The sequence below is a fragment of the Streptomyces sp. NPDC023573 genome, assembly GCF_055559735.1.
This window is the reverse complement of the sequence record NZ_JBVHKB010000003.1, coordinates 420,139-434,851: the sequence shown is the minus strand read 5'-3', so window position 1 is coordinate 434,851 and position 14,713 is coordinate 420,139. Positions and strand designations below refer to the sequence as shown.

At 72.3% G+C, this 14,713-nt stretch carries 18 protein-coding genes; 4 read left to right on the top strand and 14 right to left on the bottom strand.

All coding sequences use genetic code 11. The features are described 5' to 3' along the window. Positions 1-387: 387 nt before the first annotated feature. Positions 388-702, bottom strand: a complete 315-nt coding sequence (locus tag ACZ32T_RS12470; RefSeq protein ID WP_467366657.1) for a hypothetical protein — start codon at positions 700-702, stop codon at positions 388-390. Between the two features lie 174 nt (positions 703-876). Continuing rightward, positions 877-1,080, bottom strand: a complete 204-nt coding sequence (locus tag ACZ32T_RS12465) for a cold-shock protein (protein WP_467366656.1) — start codon at positions 1,078-1,080, stop codon at positions 877-879. Between the two features lie 244 nt (positions 1,081-1,324). Here ACZ32T_RS12465 and ACZ32T_RS12460 point away from each other — a divergent pair, with 244 nt between their 5' ends. From ACZ32T_RS12460 to ACZ32T_RS12450, 3 genes are read left to right on the top strand one after another with little or no spacing between them, the layout of a single operon-like run. Further along, positions 1,325-1,933: a Dps family protein gene (locus tag ACZ32T_RS12460; protein WP_467264253.1), complete on the top strand. Its 609-nt coding sequence runs from the start codon at positions 1,325-1,327 to the stop codon at positions 1,931-1,933. 30 nt (positions 1,934-1,963) lie between these two features. Continuing rightward, on the top strand, positions 1,964-2,527 hold the full coding sequence (locus tag ACZ32T_RS12455) for a DUF2243 domain-containing protein (RefSeq protein ID WP_467366654.1): 564 nt from the start codon (positions 1,964-1,966) through the stop codon (positions 2,525-2,527). Further along, entirely contained in the window at positions 2,527-3,390 is an 864-nt protein-coding gene (locus tag ACZ32T_RS12450; RefSeq protein WP_467264249.1) for a cytochrome c oxidase assembly protein, read from the top strand. Before ACZ32T_RS12455 ends, ACZ32T_RS12450 begins: the two co-directional genes overlap by 1 nt. Here ACZ32T_RS12450 and ACZ32T_RS12445 read toward each other — a convergent pair. Then, positions 3,374-3,556 carry a hypothetical protein gene (locus tag ACZ32T_RS12445; RefSeq protein WP_467264247.1) on the bottom strand — a complete coding sequence of 61 codons (183 nt, stop codon included), beginning with the start codon at positions 3,554-3,556 and terminating at the stop codon, positions 3,374-3,376. The two genes, ACZ32T_RS12450 and ACZ32T_RS12445, sit on opposite strands and share 17 nt — an antisense overlap. Positions 3,557-3,608: 52 nt before the next feature. Between ACZ32T_RS12445 and ACZ32T_RS12440 the strand changes: the two genes are divergently transcribed. After that, a complete protein-coding gene (locus tag ACZ32T_RS12440) occupies positions 3,609-4,919 on the top strand; it encodes a PP2C family protein-serine/threonine phosphatase (RefSeq protein WP_467264245.1) in 1,311 nt (436 codons plus the stop codon). Between the two features lie 30 nt (positions 4,920-4,949). On the opposite strand, the gene hydA is transcribed toward ACZ32T_RS12440, so the two are convergent. The 11 genes from hydA to ACZ32T_RS12385 form a co-directional block, all read right to left on the bottom strand. Next, positions 4,950-6,347, bottom strand: a complete 1,398-nt coding sequence (gene hydA / locus ACZ32T_RS12435; protein ID WP_467264243.1) for a dihydropyrimidinase — start codon at positions 6,345-6,347, stop codon at positions 4,950-4,952. Between the two features lie 81 nt (positions 6,348-6,428). Continuing rightward, positions 6,429-7,712, bottom strand: a complete 1,284-nt coding sequence (locus ACZ32T_RS12430) for an aspartate aminotransferase family protein (protein ID WP_467264241.1) — start codon at positions 7,710-7,712, stop codon at positions 6,429-6,431. After that, positions 7,709-8,551 (bottom strand): nitrilase-related carbon-nitrogen hydrolase, encoded by an 843-nt coding sequence (locus tag ACZ32T_RS12425; RefSeq protein ID WP_401629141.1) that lies wholly within the window; start codon positions 8,549-8,551, stop codon positions 7,709-7,711. Before ACZ32T_RS12425 ends, ACZ32T_RS12430 begins: the two co-directional genes overlap by 4 nt. Before the next feature lie 137 nt (positions 8,552-8,688). Continuing rightward, positions 8,689-9,717, bottom strand: coding sequence for a serine hydrolase domain-containing protein (locus ACZ32T_RS12420; protein ID WP_467264239.1), 1,029 nt, complete (start codon positions 9,715-9,717; stop codon positions 8,689-8,691). Between the two features lie 4 nt (positions 9,718-9,721). Next, positions 9,722-10,642: a DUF6895 family protein gene (locus ACZ32T_RS12415; protein ID WP_467264237.1), complete on the bottom strand. Its 921-nt coding sequence runs from the start codon at positions 10,640-10,642 to the stop codon at positions 9,722-9,724. Then, positions 10,639-11,370, bottom strand: a complete 732-nt coding sequence (locus ACZ32T_RS12410) for a hypothetical protein (protein WP_467366652.1) — start codon at positions 11,368-11,370, stop codon at positions 10,639-10,641. Before ACZ32T_RS12410 ends, ACZ32T_RS12415 begins: the two co-directional genes overlap by 4 nt. Continuing rightward, complete coding sequence (locus ACZ32T_RS12405) at positions 11,367-11,549, bottom strand: hypothetical protein (protein ID WP_356714424.1); 183 nt, start codon at positions 11,547-11,549, stop codon at positions 11,367-11,369. The genes ACZ32T_RS12410 and ACZ32T_RS12405 overlap by 4 nt, the downstream gene beginning before the upstream one ends. Positions 11,550-11,687: 138 nt before the next feature. Beyond that, positions 11,688-13,037 (bottom strand): hypothetical protein, encoded by a 1,350-nt coding sequence (locus tag ACZ32T_RS12400; RefSeq protein WP_467366650.1) that lies wholly within the window; start codon positions 13,035-13,037, stop codon positions 11,688-11,690. Between the two features lie 136 nt (positions 13,038-13,173). Further along, the gene (locus ACZ32T_RS12395) at positions 13,174-13,554 is read right to left on the bottom strand and encodes a PPOX class F420-dependent oxidoreductase (RefSeq protein ID WP_467264231.1); all 381 of its coding nucleotides are present in this window, start codon (positions 13,552-13,554) and stop codon (positions 13,174-13,176) included. Positions 13,555-13,573: 19 nt separating this feature from the next. Continuing rightward, positions 13,574-13,867, bottom strand: a complete 294-nt coding sequence (locus tag ACZ32T_RS12390; protein WP_467264229.1) for a helix-turn-helix domain-containing protein — start codon at positions 13,865-13,867, stop codon at positions 13,574-13,576. A 106-nt stretch (positions 13,868-13,973) separates the two neighbouring features. After that, positions 13,974-14,648, bottom strand: coding sequence for a glycoside hydrolase family 75 protein (locus ACZ32T_RS12385; RefSeq protein WP_467366647.1), 675 nt, complete (start codon positions 14,646-14,648; stop codon positions 13,974-13,976). Positions 14,649-14,713 lie beyond the last annotated feature (65 nt).

The following is a 14,713-nucleotide window of genomic DNA, read 5'->3' as shown; positions in this document are numbered from 1 at the left end:
CGGGGAAGGGCCGGCTCCTCGGCGTTCACCTCGGTGAGGAACCGCTCGGTGCGGCTGCCGACGCGGTGACCGCCTTCCGCCAGTTCGGCCCGGTGCTCGCCACCGCCGTCCTGGGCCCGGTGCTCGCCGTACGGTTCATTCAGTGGCCGCACCGCACGGGCTCCCGCGGAGCCCGTGCGCCGTACCGACGGGGCGGTCCGGCCCCGCGCGTCAGCCGCCGTCGCCGGCCGGTGCGGCGGCTCCCCCGCCCTGACCGATGGCCCGTTCGTCCACATCGGCGGCGACGAGGCGGTCGGGGCGACCCCGGACAGCTTCGCGCACGCGATCCGTGAACTGCGCTCGCCGGTACGGGAGTCGGGCAAGCGCCCGCCGGGCTGGCAGGAGTCCTCACGCGCCGGGACCGGCCCGGACGACATCGCGCAGTTCTGGGTGGACGTGCCGATGATGGACCTGCCGGACACCCCGGAGGAGCTCGCCGGCCGCCCGGAACTCCTCGCGGCGGGCCCCACCCCCGAGCTGATCGCGGCACTCAAGCGGTTCTTCGCCCCCAGCGACCACGACCTCTCCCGCATCCTCGAAGGCGGCGGCCGCGTACTCCTGTCCCCGCAGTCCCACCTCTACCTGGACCGCGCGTACGCCCCGGAGTTCGTCCCGCCCGCCCAGGCCACGACCGCGGCGCGTGTCGGATTCCCCGTCTGCCATCCGTCGCGGCGGCCGCGTGGACCGGGAGCGCGCCCCGCTGGGACGACCACCGTGTCCGGGTCGCCCGGCACGCGCGCCTCTGGCAGCAGCGCGGGCTCACCTACCTGGCCTCGACGGAGATCCCCTGGGACGGGCCGGGCTCGCACACCGTCTGAAGCCCCCTGGTCGCCACGGCTACCGGATTCGCACGCGCTCCGCCTGCGGGCCCCGCTGGCCCTGGACGACGTCGAAACAGACGGACTGTCCCGCCGCGAGCTCCGTGCAGGTGCCTTCCAGGATCGCGGAGAAGTGGACGATGATCTCCGGCCCACCCGTACTGGGCAGAATGTAGCCATAGCCTTTTTCACTGCTGAACGCCTGCACTGTCCCGTTGAGCACACTTGCCTCCGACGCAAGGAAAGGGGAAATCCCCTTCACATTAAGGCTCGGGGGCGACGCAGACGGGTAACACGCCCCGTGGACACGGCGAGGGCGTCTCCCGGGCCCGGAGCGGCGACCAGGCAAGTGCGCAGACGGGCGTCACCCCCGCAGGTGCATTGCGGCGCGGACCACCACCCCTCGGTTAGGGGCCACGCGGGAGGGGGCAGAGGAGAACGCGTACATCACCACAGAGGGAGAAGTCATGGCAGTGTCCACCCCTGGCTACACCGTCCCCGGCCTCACCACCAAGGAGGGCAAGCAGCTCATCTCGCTCCTGAGCATGCGCCTGCACGCCCTCAACGATCTCGCGCTCACCCTCAAGCACATCCACTGGAACGTCGTGGGTCCCCACTTCATCGCCGTCCACGAGATGCTCGACCCCCAGACAGCCGCCGTGCGGGCCATGGCCGACGGCACGGCCGAGCGCATCTCCGCGCTCGGCGGTGAACCGCAGGGCACCCCGGGCGCCCTGGTGGCCGAGCGTACGTGGGAGGACTACAGCATCGGCCGCGCCGACGCGCTCGCACATCTCGGCGCCCTGGACCTCGTGTACACCGGCCTCATCAAGGATCACCGGGCGGCGGTCTCCAAGGCCGGTTCGGTCGATCCGGTCACCGAGGACCTCCTCATCGAGCATCTCCGCTCCCTGGAGCAGTTCCAGTGGTTCGTCCGGGCCCACCTGGAGAGCGCCGGCGGCTCTCTCTCCACGGCCGGCTCGGCGACCGAGCAGCAGGCCGCCAAGGCCGCGTCGCCTGCCCGCAAGACGGCTGCGAAGCGGTCGGCCGGCAGGTCCGGTAGGTCCAAGGCCTGAGCACGCCCTCTGACGCGAAGGAGACCGGTCATGGCCACCGGTACACGTGAGAGGCCACCGGGCATCGCACCCAGGAGCATCCGGTTGCCGGGGATCGTGCTGGGTGTGGGGCTCGGCGGGTTCGTCGACGGCATCCTGCTGCATCAGCTGCTCCAGTGGCACCACATGCTGACCAGTACGAACGACGACCGGATCGGGGTGAAGTACTACTCCCCGAACACGGTGTCCGGGCTGGAGATGAACACCGTGTGGGACGGCGTCTTCCACGCCGTCTGCTGGCTGGCGGTCCTGCTCGGCCTGGGCATCCTCCACAGCCGGGTGACCCACCACCGGCGCCGGGTGTGGACCTCACGGGTGCTGTGGGGCTGGGTCCTCTCGGGGTGGGGCCTGTTCAACATCGTCGAGGGCCTCCTGGACCACCAGATCCTCGGCATCCATCACGTCCACGGCGGCCCTCACCGGATCTGGTGGGACATGGGCTTCCTGCTCCTGGGTGTCGTCCTCCTCGTCATCGGCCATCTCGTGCGGCGCGGCGCCGAGCCCTTCCCTCCCGAGGTGGACGAGCCCCGCGCGAGTTCCGGGCAACGCGTCTGATGGGCGGCGACGCGCACCATGGGCACGGCCAGGGTGGAGGCGGTGAGGTGTGGGACGTCCTCCTGCCCCTCGCCGCCGTGCTTCTGCTCGCCGGCGTCTACCTCCTCCTCGCGCACCGGGCAGACGGGCTCAATCCCGCACGACGGTGGAGCCGGTGGCGGACGGCCGGCTTCCTGACAGGGTGCGCCCTGCTCGGCGCGGCTCTGCTCCCGCCCGTGACCACGTTCGCCCACGAGGACTTCCGCGGGCACATGGCGCAGCACCTGCTCATCGGCATGTACGCGCCGATCGCCCTGGTCCTCGGAGCACCGGTGACCCTCCTGCTGCGCACTCTGCCCGCCGCGCGGGCCCGGCGTCTGACCGGCCTCCTGCACAGCGGGCCGGTGCGTGCGGTGACGCACCCGGTCATCGCCCTGGTGCTGAGCACCGGCACGCTCGGGGTCCTCTATTCCACGCCCGTGTACAACGCGACGATGGACGCACCGGGTCTCCACCGACTGGTGCTCGTCCATTTCCTTCTGTCCGGGTGCCTGTTCGCCCACGCCGTCGCCGGCCCGGACCCCGCCCCCGGCCGGCCAGGCGTGCCGGCCCGCCTGGTGGTGCTCGGGGTCGCCGTCGCGGCGCACGCGACGATCTCCCAGCTGATGTACGGGGGGTTCCTGATCGACGTGCGCGCGCCCGTCAGCCAGGTGCGGGGCGGAGCGGAGATCATGTATTACGGGGGCGACATCGCCGAACTGCTGTTGGCGGCGGCCCTCGTCGCGACCTGGCGGCCTTCGCACCGCCCCGGCGCACGGACGGTCACCGTTCGCTTCCCGGCCCTGAGCCGCCTCCTGCTGAAGCCGTTCACGCGGCCTGGATGAGCTCGGCGCGCCCGCACAGCAGGGCGCATCCGGAGGAGAGCCGGGCGAGAACACGGTCGAGGAGACCGGATCCGGCGAGGCGGCCGACCGTGGCGAGGACGGCGCCGGTGTCCCACGCGGCGGCGGGGTGCCCCCGTGCGAGCGGCGAGATCGACACCTCGTCCACACCCGGTGTCGTGCGGACGCGTCCTGCGCTCGCGGACCTAAGGTGTCAATTGATGAACAGCCTGGGAGCAGCCCGCGCGCACCTGCTTGGGGACCTGATCGCCGCGAGTCATCTGATGACCCTGGAGCAGCTGCCCGGCACGGTGGCATCACATGCTGCCGGGGCGGGCTGGCCCGAGGTGCGGATCTACCTGGCCGATCTTCAGCAGGAACGGCTGTACTGGCTGGCCGGCAATGTTGACGTCAGCCATGGTGACGCCGATGTTCCGGCCGAGCTGTCGGTCGACGGGACGGTGGCCGGACGGGCCTTCCAGCTGGGAAAGGTGTTTCCGGGCTCTGCTTCCGCCAAAGGCCAGTGGTGGGTCCCTCTGCTGGACGGCGCCGAGCGTCTGGGCGTGCTGCGGGTCGGGGCGCCGGGCAGCCGCGTGGAGGCGGACGAGGACCTGAACCGACTCGCCGGACTGGTGGCCCTCATGCTCCAGAGCAAGCGTGACACGAGCGATTCCCACGCACGCCTGGTCCGCCGCCGGAGTATGAGGGTCGCAGCTGAGATGGAATGGCAGCTCATGCCGCCGCGGACCTTCGCCACCGACCGCGTCCTGGTCAGCGCGGTCATGGAACCGGCCTACCAGGTGAGCGGTGACGCCTTCGACTACGCCCTGACCGGGGAGACCGTACATCTGTCGGTCTTCGACGCCATGGGACACGACACCGCCGCGGGCCTGACCGCGAATCTCGCCCTCGCGGCAGCCCGGAACCACCGCCGCCAGGGCGCCGGTCTTCTCGAAACGGCGGAAGGCGTCGGGGAGATCCTCAACGAGCAATTCGCGGGCAGCCGCTACGCCACGAGCGTCCTGGCCGACCTGCAGCTGACCACCGGCGTGCTGACCTGGACGAACTACGGCCATCATCCCCCTGTCGTCATCCGCGGCAACCGCACGGTCGTGCACCTGTCCTGCCCGCCCGCTCCTCCCATGGGAACCGGCCTGGGTCTGGCCGGCACCCTACGCAGCGAGCAGCTGGAACCCGGGGACCGTCTGCTGCTCTACACCGACGGCATCACGGAGGCGCGCGACCGGGAAGGGCAGGAGTTCGGCCTGGACGGCCTGACCGACTTCATCATCCGCCACCACGCCGACGGCCTCCCCGTGCCGGAGACTCTGCGCCGACTGATCGGTCATCACCTGGCGTACCACCTCGGGCGCCTCGACGACGACGCCACCGTGATGCTCCTGGAGTGGCACGGCCCGACCCCGTACGAGCCGGACCAGTTGCAGGCACTGACGGGTCTGCCCCGCTCCGCCGCCCCGGAGACGATCACCTCCGCCTGGGCCCAGCAGCCCGCCGACGACGACGGCGCCTGACCACCGGACACGTCGTGGAACCCCGCCCGCTCACAAGTAGTGGCTCAACCCTCTCGGTACGTACGTACCGTGCCCGGCGTGCCCCACGTACGCGCCGCCCTCGATCACCGGGACACCGCGTGACAGCACCGTCTCGACCCGTCCGCTGACCCTCTTCCCCTCGTAGGCCGAGTAGTCGACGTTCATGTGGTGCGTCTCGGCGGAGATCGTCTGCCCTGCCTCCGGGTCGTAGACGACGATGTCCGCGTCCGCACCCGGCGCGATCGTCCCCTTTCTCGGGTAGAGACCGAACATCCGCGCCGGGGAGGCACAGGCGATCTCGATCCAGCGCCGACGGGAGATACGGCCGTCGACGACGGCCTGATGGAGGAGGTCCATGCGGTTCTCCACCCCCGGAAGGCCGTTCGGGATCTTGGAGAAGTCGCCGCGGCCCAGGTCCTTCTGCCCGGTGAAGCAGAAGGGGCAGTGGTCGGTGGAGACCACCTGGAGCTCGTTGTTGCGCAGCCCCCGCCAGAGCGCCTCCTGGTGTTCCCGGGGGCGCAGCGGGGTCGAACAGACGTACTTCGCCCCCTCGAAGCCGGGCTCGGCGAGGTTGTCCGCGGAGAGGAAGAGATACTGCGGGCAGGTCTCGCCGAACACCGGGAGCCCTTGGTGGCGGGCGGCCGCGATCTCGGCGACGGCCTCGTCGGCGGAGACGTGGACGACGTACAGCGGCGATCCGGCGACCCTCGCGAGCTGGATCGCGCGGTGGGTGGCCTCGGCCTCCAGGGCCACCTTGCGCACGTCGCCGTGGTGGCGCGGATCGGTGCGCCCCTCAGCGAGTGCCTGCTCCACCAGTACGTCGATGGCGATGCCGTTCTCGGCGTGCATCATGATCAGTCCGCCGTTGCCGGAGGCGCGTTGCATGGCGCGGAGGATCTGGCCGTCGTCGCTGTAGAACACCCCCGGGTAGGCCATGAACAGCTTGAACGAGGTGACGCCTTCCGCCACCAGGCGGTCCATCTCCTTGAGCGAGGACTTGTTCACATCCGAGAGGATCATGTGGAAGGCGTAGTCGACGGCGCACTTGCCGTCGGCCTTGGTGTGCCAGGCGTCGAGCCCCTCCTGCAGCGAGCGGCCGATGCTCTGGACGGCGAAGTCGACGATCGTGGTGGTGCCGCCCCAGGCCGCGGCCCTGGTGCCGGTCTCGAAGGTGTCGGCCGCGTAGGTGCCGCCGAAGGGCATCTCCATGTGGGTGTGCGCGTCGACGCCGCCCGGGATGACGTACTTCCCGGTGGCGTCGATCCTGCGGTCCGCGCTCCAGCCGGCCGCGACGTCGGTGCCGTGGGCGGCGAGGGCGACGACGCGCCCGCCCTCGATGAGTACGTCGGCGTGGATCTCGTCCGACGCGGTGACGACGAGGCCTCCGTGGATGACGGTGCGGCTCATGTACATCTCCTCGCGGTGACGGCACCGGCCCGCACACGCGGGTCTGGTGCGTGATGACGTACGGGAGGCGGGCTCCCGCTCTCAGGTGGCCGCGTGCAGTGCCTGGCCCAGGATCTCCGCGCCTTCCTCGGCCTCGGCGACGGTCAGCGACAGGGGCGGCGCGATCCGCAGGACGCTGGTGTCGTGGCCGCCGCCCTTCCCGATGAGCAGCCCGCCCGCGCGGGCCGCTTCGAGCACGGCCGCCGCGGCGTCCGGGGCGGCCTCGTCGGTGCCGGGCTTCACCAGCTCGACGCCGATCATGAGTCCTCTGCCGCGCACCTCGCGCACGGCCGGTGAGCCCGCGCCGACCGCCCGGAGCCGCTCGATGAGCAGCCCCCCGACGCGCCGGGCGTTGCCCTGGAGGTCGTGTTCCAGCAGGTAGGAGAGGTTGGCGAGCCCGGCGGCCATGGTGACCGGGGAACCGCCGAACGTCGAGATGGAGTTGGCGTCCAGGCAGTTCATGACGTCGGCGCGGGCGACGACTCCGCCGATGGACATGCCGTTGCCGATGCCCTTGGCGAAGGTGAGGATGTCCGGCGGCCCGCTCGCCGCGTGCGCCTGCCAGCCCCAGAAGTGGTCGCCCGTGCGCCCCCAGCCGGTCTGCACCTCGTCGGAGATCCAGAGGATGCCGTGCCGGTCGAGGACCTCGCGGAAGGCGGCGTACAGCCCGTCGGGCGGTGCGGTGAACCCGCCGACCCCCTGCACGGGTTCGGCGATCAGCGCGGCGACGCCCCGGGTGTGCCCGAGGAGGTCTTCCAGGTCGGCCACGCACGCCTTGATGAACCGGTCGTCGCTGAGCTCCGCGTACGGTCCCCTGGTGCGGACCCCGCCGTGGACGTACAGCGTCTGCAGGGGGGACAGGCTCGTCGTCGACCAGGACCTGTTGCCCGTGATGGAGACGGCCGAGAACGACCTGCCGTGGTAGCTGTTGCGCATCGCCAGGATCTGGTTCGACCCCCGGTGGGCGGTGGCGAGCAGCAGGGCGGTGTCGTTGGCCTCGGTGCCCGAAGTGGTGAAGAAGACCCGGGCGTCGGGGATGCCGGAGAGCGCGGCCACCCGCTCGGCGAGTTCGACCATCGGGCGGTTGAGGTAGAGGGTCGAGGAGTGGATGATCCGGCCGGCCTGCTCGGAGACGGCCTTGGTCACCTCGGGCAGGGCGTGCGCGGTCATCGTGGTGAGGATGCCGCCGAAGAAGTCGAGGTAGCGGTTGCCGTCCGCGTCCCAGACGTGACGGCCCTCGCCGTGGGTGAGTTCCAGCGGGTGCCGGTAGTAGAGGGCCAGCCAGTCGGGGCTGACGGCCAGGTGCCGCTCGTGCAGTCCGCTCACGGCTCCACCAGCCCGTCGTACGCGTCCGGCCTGCGGTCCCGGTAGAACGCCCATTGCTGCCGCACCTGCTCGATCAGCCCGAAGTCCAGGTCGCGTACGACGAGTTCTTCCTCCTTGTCGCTCGCCACGTCACCGACGAACTGCCCGCGCGGGTCGACGAAGTAACTCGTGCCGTAGAAGTCGTTGTCGCCGTACTCCTCCTGGCCCACCCGGTTGATCGCTGCGACGAAGTACTCGTTGGCGACGGCGGACGCGGGCTGTTCGAGCTGCCAGAGATAGCCGGAGAGGCCGCGCGAGGTGGCGGACGGGTTGTACACCAACTGAGCTCCGTTGAGACCGAGTTGACGCCAGCCCTCGGGGAAGTGCCGGTCGTAGCAGATGTAGACGCCGACCTTGCCGACGGCGGTGTCGAAGACCGGCCAGCCGACGTTGCCGGGCTTGAAGTAGTACTTCTCCCAGAACCCCTTGACCTGGGGGATGTGGTGCTTGCGGTACTTGCCGAGGTACGTGCCGTCGGCGTCGATCACGGCCGCGGTGTTGTAGTAGAAGCCGGACTGCTCGACCTCGAAGACCGGTACGACGATCACCATGCCCGTCTCCCGGGCGAGGTCACGCATGCGCACGACCGTCGGCCCGTCCGGGACGGGTTCCGCCCAGCGGTAGTGCTCGGGCTCCTGGACCTGGCAGAAGTAGGGGGCGTTGAACACCTCCTGGAAGCCGATGATCTTCGCACCCTGCCGGGCGGCCTCGCGCGCGTGTTCCTCATGCTTGGCGATCATGGATTCGGTGTCGCCGGTCCAGGTCGCCTGGACGAGTGCGGCGCGTACGACGTGGGACATGAGCTGCTCCTTCGACGCGGCGTCAGAGAGCCTCTGCGTTCTCTACGCCCGTAGACACGGTGCGTAGGAGGAGAACGTAAGCCCCGTCACACAACGGGGCAAGACCATCGTCGTGAACCGGCGGAGTCGATCATGTTTCACACCCGAGCGGTCCACACCGTCCCGGAGGGAGTGGCGTCCAGTCCCCGCAAGGCTCCGTAGGCGGACTGGACGAACGGTGCGAGCGGGGTCGGAGCCGTGTTCGTGAGCGCCACGAGTCCCGTGGCCGAGCCGGGGAGGAAGCCCGCGAAGGCGGTGAAGCCGCGGGTGCCCCCGGAGTGGTGGAGCAGCGCGCCGGACGGGCGCGGGCGGAGGTTCCAGATGAGACACAGCCGCGAACCGGTCCTGGGGACGCTCAGCCGGGGCCGCTGCACCTCGGCCAGTGCGGTGCGCAGCGCGGGGTCCGGGGCGGTGTCCGGGTCCAGGAGCGCGGTCAGGACGCGCAGCAGGTCGCGGGCGCTGGACCGCACGGCTCCGGCGCCCGTCAGTCCGGGCATGAGCAGCGCGGGGCGCGGACGGCCGTGCCAATGCCCGGTGATCTGGGGGCGGCCGGGGTCGCAGTCCGTGTCGGCGAGGCCGAGCGGGCCGGTGACGCGCTCGGCCAGCAGGGCGGGATAGTCGCTCCCGGTGCCGCCCGCCGCCCTCGCGAGTACGTGGCCCAGCAGGCCGCCGCCGAAGTTGGAGTACAGGACCCGGCTGCCGGGCCGGTGCCGTAGCCGGGTCCTGCGCAGCGAGGCGAGCAGATCGTCCTCGGAGAAACCGGCGTACGGATTGCTGAGCCATCCGCTGTGTACCGCCCGGCCGAGCAGTCCCGGGGGCAGCCGCGGCAGACCGGAGGTGTGGGTGGCGAGATGGAGGAGGGTGAACGGGGGGCCGGGGAGCCGGAAGGGCAGGTAGCGGTCGGCACGGTCGCCGTAGCGGACCTCGCCCCGGGCGGCCAGCTCGGCGAGCAGCAGGGCGGTGAACGTCTTCGTCAGGGAGCCCGTCTCGAACCGGCTCCCCTCCCCCGCCGGCCCCCGGCAGAGCATCGTGCGCTCGGCGCCCCGCACCGCCGCGACCACGGTCGCCTTCCCCCGGGCCGCGTCCAGGAGAAGCTGGAGACCGGTGGCCGGCGGCGGTGGCGTCATGCCGTCACCGCCGCCCCGCCGCCCGGGCGAGCGCGACGGAGCCGGCGACGGCCGCGACGACGACGGTGTGCTGGTGGTCCGTGAAGCGCCGCTGCGGGTCGTCGTCCACCGGGTCGCTGTCCCGGGGCACGAGCCCGTCCTCGTGCTGGAGCGCCGCGACGGCTTCCCAGTCCTCCTCCCGGCAGTAGGGGTCCTCGAGCGAGGCGCCCACGATGAGCAGTTCCGTGACCAGGTCCCACTGGCCCACCTCGCGCCAGATGTCGATCCAGACGGGGAGCCAGGTGCGCACGTAGTCGGCGAGTGCGGGCGGGAGTCCGCCCGGGTTGCCGCCCCAGTCGGTGAGGTGGAAGACGGTGTGGGTCATCGCGTAGGCGGTGATCCAGTTGATGGCCCACGGCTCGGGCCGGGCGCCCAGCCAGGTGGCTCCGGCCAGCGCGTCCAGGTCCTCGGTGTGCTCCAGGCCCACGACCCGGGCGGCGTTGGCGACGGCGAGCCGCCGGTTCGGCAGGACCTCGACGGCACCCACGGACCGCATGCGGGCGCGGTGGACGAGCAGGCGGTCCAGCGCTTCGTGGCGGTAGCCGCAGCGGACGAAGGGGGCGTACATCTCCAGCGGGTCGGTCATCAGCGTGTGGCGGAGCTGGCGTTCGTAGATCATGTCGCCGCGCCTGAACTGTTCCCAGGTGAAGTCCATCAGGCTCTGGGCGGCGGCGAGTCGGCCGGGGCCGGCGACACCGTCGCGCAGGATCAGGGAGGCGGCGAGGGTGGTCTCCCCCAGGGGCTTGTAGACGCTGTCGGGGTCGGCCATGGTCTCGGTGGTGCCGGGCGGCAGGCCGCCGAGCTTCCGGTTGGCGTGCAGCCACGACAGGGCCCGGTCCGCCATGGCGCGGGCCGCCCCGGTGACCGGCTCGGGGATCGTCGTCATGTGTGTGCCGCCTCCTTGGGAGCCGTGCCGGGCCGCTGCCCGAGGAAGTGACGGGCGATCGCCAGGTCGAGGGCGGCGCGCGGACCCGCCCCGCCCACCAGCCATACGTGTTCGGCCGCGACCTCCGGGTCCAGAGGCAGGTCCACACCCTCGTGGTGCAGCCAGGCCAGCCAGCGGACGAGGCGCACGGCGGTGGGGAAGTCGCGGCGGAGGATCGAGCGGCTGACTCCGCGGCTCAGCGGCAGGGCGCCGCGGCGGGCGGCCTCGTGGACCGGGCCGTCGAGACCGAGCGTGGCGAGCGGGGCGAGCTGTGCCATCCGCACGGACCAGCCGCTCCAGTCCGCGGCAGGACCGGGCGCGTCCTCGTCCGCGGGCGCGGGCGCGACAGCGCTCAGCGTGTCGTCCCCGGAGAGCCGGGCGAGCAGGGCCGCGGTGGCGTGGTCGCGCCGGGCCACCGCTGCTTCTTCGGGGGCGTCGGACGGCGGGAAGGCGTCGAAGGCCTTGACCACGACGGCGGCGTCCTGCGCCGGGAGCGGGTGGCCGGCCAGGAGATGAGGGCTGAAGACGTCGGCCCCCAGCACCCGGACGGCCGCGAGCGCCGCGAGGGTGTCGGGGGCGTCGTCGACGTACCGCGCCAGCTGCACAGCGCCCCCGGTGCCGCCGAGGGCACCGAGGACACTGTCTGCCAGGGCGTCGGCCGCCTCGGCGAATGCGGAGTGGGAACTCACTTGCCCCGGGGCTCCTTCGGCTCCTTGGGAGACAGGAGGAGGAGCGCGAGCAGGACGCCCGCGGCCTCGGGGGTGTAGAGCGGGGCGTCGCTGACGGCCGCCTCGGGCTCCGCCATCAGGGCGCTCAGCGTGGTGGTCTGGGCCGGTGTCGCGGTGAGGGTGATCTCCTGGGTAAGCATGGGTGCCTCCACATCACTGGGGGGACATGTGCCACGTGTGCGGCGCTGCCTCGACCGACGATAAAGGGTGATTTCGGATTTATCTCGCCGAGCCCACGCCCACTGGTGACGTGCATGGGCCACAGCGTGCGAGGGCCTCTACGGTGCCGCGATGCCCGCGACCCGCAGCGCGTGGACCACGTCCCACTCCCGCGCCTCCGACACCTCCCGCGCCGCGGCGAGCAACTGGGGGACGAGATGGCGCGGGCCGCCCTCGGCGACGCGTGCCGCGTCCTGCGGGGTCCGTACGCGGACGAACGCGCCCAGCAGCGCCCGCGCTTCGGGCTCCCGTCCCGCCCGGTCGAGTGCGACCACGGCGTCGGCGATCTCGCCGGCGGGGCGGGAGACGCCCTGCCTGAGCAGCTGCCCGCAGTCCTCGGCACGGCCGGCGGCGGCCAGCGCGCCCGCGGCGGCGGCGAGTCCGGCGGGCGGCAGCGAGGACACCTCCCACAGCAGGGTCGCCCAGTCGGCGTCCAGGCCGGACCCGTGCAGCGCGACGGCGAGGACCGGCAGATGCCCGGCCGGCCATGCGGCGGCCTCGCAGAGCACGGCGTGCGCCTCTCCGCTGCGGCCCTCGGCGCGCAGCCGTACGAGGAGCGCGACGGCGTCCTCGGCGGCGCGGCGCGCGGCGGGGTCGGGTTCCGCCGCACGCGGTGCGGTCCGGCGGGCGCCGTCCTCGGCCGTGGCGCCGCCGAAGCGGGCCCCGCGCGGGACGGAGACGGCCGGCGGAGGGACCGGCAGCGCGGGCACGCCCGACGCGACGGGCCCGGCTGCCGTGTCGTCGTCGAGGTCCAGGCCCGCGAAGCGAGCCCCGCGCGGCTTCCCGCGCTTCCTCGCCGGTGCCTCTGCGCCACGGACGCCGGACGCCTCCGGGAGGCGTGGGCCGGTGACCGCGTGCGCGCTGCCGGGGCCCGGCAGGCCCGCGTCCTCCCGGCCGCGGAACCAGCTGTCCGGGACCGTCGCCTCCACCGCCGCCAGCCGGTTGCGGAGCTCGGCGCAGCGGGCCGTGGCACGGGTGTGATCGTCCCGCGCCCAGGCCATCGCCTCCGTCTCCCCGTACGCCTCACGCGCCCCGTCCGCCCCGGCCGCCCGCATCCGCCGGGCCGCGTAGGACTGCTCCCGGAGCATCACGCCGAGCCGGTCGACGAGGGCCTGCCGCCCGCCCGGCCGCCTGTCGAAGGCGGCGGCGGACGCGGCACACAGCGCGGCGGCGCGTACGGATTCCCGTGCGGCGAACGCGGTTCCACGCACCGCGGCGAGGTCCTGGAGCAACGACTCGACCACGTCCCAGGGCGGGACCTCCGAACCGTCGAGGCAGGCACGCATGCCGTCGGGGTCGCGTGCGCGGAAGACCCCGTACCAGCCCTGCCCGGGATCGAGCTGGTCAGCCAGACCTCGTAGGTACTCCGCGAACGCCCGTACGTCCACCGTGTGCTGATCCACCGTCACCGTCGCCCTCACCGGTCGCCAGGGACTGGGACGTTCCAGTCCGCGGGCATTCGACCGCAGGCGTGTTACGGGCGGACTACGCACGCTTTTCCGGCAGGGTGCGTCCGGAGCGCGGCCGGAGCCGGGCGCGCCCCCGTCAGAGGGTGACGGCGATCCCGGTGTGGGGCCGCTTGCCGAGTCGGGCGATCATGGCGGGCCGGTCCACGAGCCAGAACTTCCAGGTGTACTTGCGGGCCAGCACCTTGCGGACCGCCGCCGTCCCGGGGGCGTCGAGCAGCCGGGCCGTGCCCTCGGCGCTCGGCGCGCCCTCGGCGACGCGGCCGCGGACGTCGCAGACGGTGACGAGGACCCGGCTGTCGTTGCGCAGCCGCTTGACCTTCCAGGAGTCGGACCGTGTCCAGACGTACAGCACGCCACCGTCCGCCGCGGCCCAGACGGGCGTGGCGACGGGCGTGCCGTCCTTCCGGTACGTGGTCAGGCTGACGTACTCACTGCGGGCGAAGTCCTGGAGGGTCACGGGCGCGACCCTACTCGGCCTACGCCGTGAGCGGCAGCTCCCCCGGTTCCGGCAACGGCCCGCGGACGGGTGTCGGCACACACGACGCGAGCAGTTCGTCCATCGACAGTCCGAGAGCTCCCGCCAGCGCCGCGACCGTGAAGAAGGCGGGGGTGGGCGCCCGGCCCGTCTCGATCTTGCGGAGCGTCTCGGCCGAGATTCCCGCGCTCGCCGCGACCGCGACCATGCTGCGTCCGCCGCGCGCCTCACGCAGCACTTCACCGAGCCGCTCGCCGCGACGGCGCTCTTCGGGTGTCAGGGGATTCCGTACCATGCCGTCATTCTAATACCGCCCTGACCGGTATTGTAATTGGCGTGCCTCGATCCGGGCCGGCGGACGACCAGCCGGGCGTCCTGACGGCGCCCTGTCCGCACGCCGCTCAGGCTCCCCCGGCGAATTTCCGGGCGAGCGCCTCACCGGCACTCGTCGCCGCGGCGGGGCTCTCGATCGGCGACGCCGTGGAGTTCCTGAAGAGGATGTAGGTGACACCGGACGCCGTGCCCCCGGTCCTGGGGTCCGGATCGATGCCGAGCGCCTCGGCCAGGGCGTACGAGCCCTCGCCGATGATCCCGGTGGGCCCCGTGTCCCCCACGACGGCGTAGCGGACCTTGCCGTCGTGGATGACGGCGGCCACACCGCCGCCCCTGATCCCCGACTTCGTGTAGTTCCAGAGCGGCCCGGGGCCGGGGACGACGACGTACGGCACACCGGCCGAGTTCAGGGGCTTGCCGTCCGACCCCTGGAACGCCGTCCGGGGCTGGAACGCGGGGTCGGTCCTGGTGTTGCAGGCGGTCGTGATCCGGCCGTCGCAGTCGATGTCCATGTCGGCCTCCCAGAAGACGGCCTCGTCGGTCCCGCAGACCGGGACCGTGGCGGCGGCGTCCTGGTCGGTGCGGTACTTCCCCTGGGAGATCCGGGTGCAGTTCTTCACCTTGGCCAGCAGTTCGGCCGCGCCGACCGGGCTCCCCCCGCCCCCGGCCGCGGCGGCGGGAAGTGCCGAGGCGAGCAGAGCGGCGCCGGAGAGCGCGGAGAGGACCAGCATTCGCGTACGCACGGTCGTGGTTGCCCTTTCACTGGACGCGAGGAACCCCGGTGGGTTCTTCCTTGCGGACGGCGGCG

What these genes read in the sequence shown, in the direction of transcription:
- ACZ32T_RS12470 (WP_467366657.1), bottom strand. Translation starts at nt 702, where the DNA reads ATGGCAGACGGGGAATCCGACACGCGCCGCGGTCGTGGCCTGGGCGGG.
- ACZ32T_RS12460 (WP_467264253.1), top strand. Translation starts at nt 1,325, where the DNA reads ATGGCAGTGTCCACCCCTGGCTACACCGTCCCCGGCCTCACCACCAAG.
- ACZ32T_RS12455 (WP_467366654.1), top strand. Translation starts at nt 1,964, where the DNA reads ATGGCCACCGGTACACGTGAGAGGCCACCGGGCATCGCACCCAGGAGC.
- ACZ32T_RS12450 (WP_467264249.1), top strand. Translation starts at nt 2,527, where the DNA reads ATGGGCGGCGACGCGCACCATGGGCACGGCCAGGGTGGAGGCGGTGAG.
- ACZ32T_RS12440 (WP_467264245.1), top strand. Translation starts at nt 3,609, where the DNA reads ATGAACAGCCTGGGAGCAGCCCGCGCGCACCTGCTTGGGGACCTGATC.
- hydA (WP_467264243.1), bottom strand. Translation starts at nt 6,347, where the DNA reads ATGAGCCGCACCGTCATCCACGGAGGCCTCGTCGTCACCGCGTCGGAC.
- ACZ32T_RS12425 (WP_401629141.1), bottom strand. Translation starts at nt 8,551, where the DNA reads ATGTCCCACGTCGTACGCGCCGCACTCGTCCAGGCGACCTGGACCGGC.
- ACZ32T_RS12420 (WP_467264239.1), bottom strand. Translation starts at nt 9,717, where the DNA reads ATGACGCCACCGCCGCCGGCCACCGGTCTCCAGCTTCTCCTGGACGCG.
- ACZ32T_RS12415 (WP_467264237.1), bottom strand. Translation starts at nt 10,642, where the DNA reads ATGACGACGATCCCCGAGCCGGTCACCGGGGCGGCCCGCGCCATGGCG.
- ACZ32T_RS12405 (WP_356714424.1), bottom strand. Translation starts at nt 11,549, where the DNA reads ATGCTTACCCAGGAGATCACCCTCACCGCGACACCGGCCCAGACCACC.
- ACZ32T_RS12390 (WP_467264229.1), bottom strand. Translation starts at nt 13,867, where the DNA reads ATGGTACGGAATCCCCTGACACCCGAAGAGCGCCGTCGCGGCGAGCGG.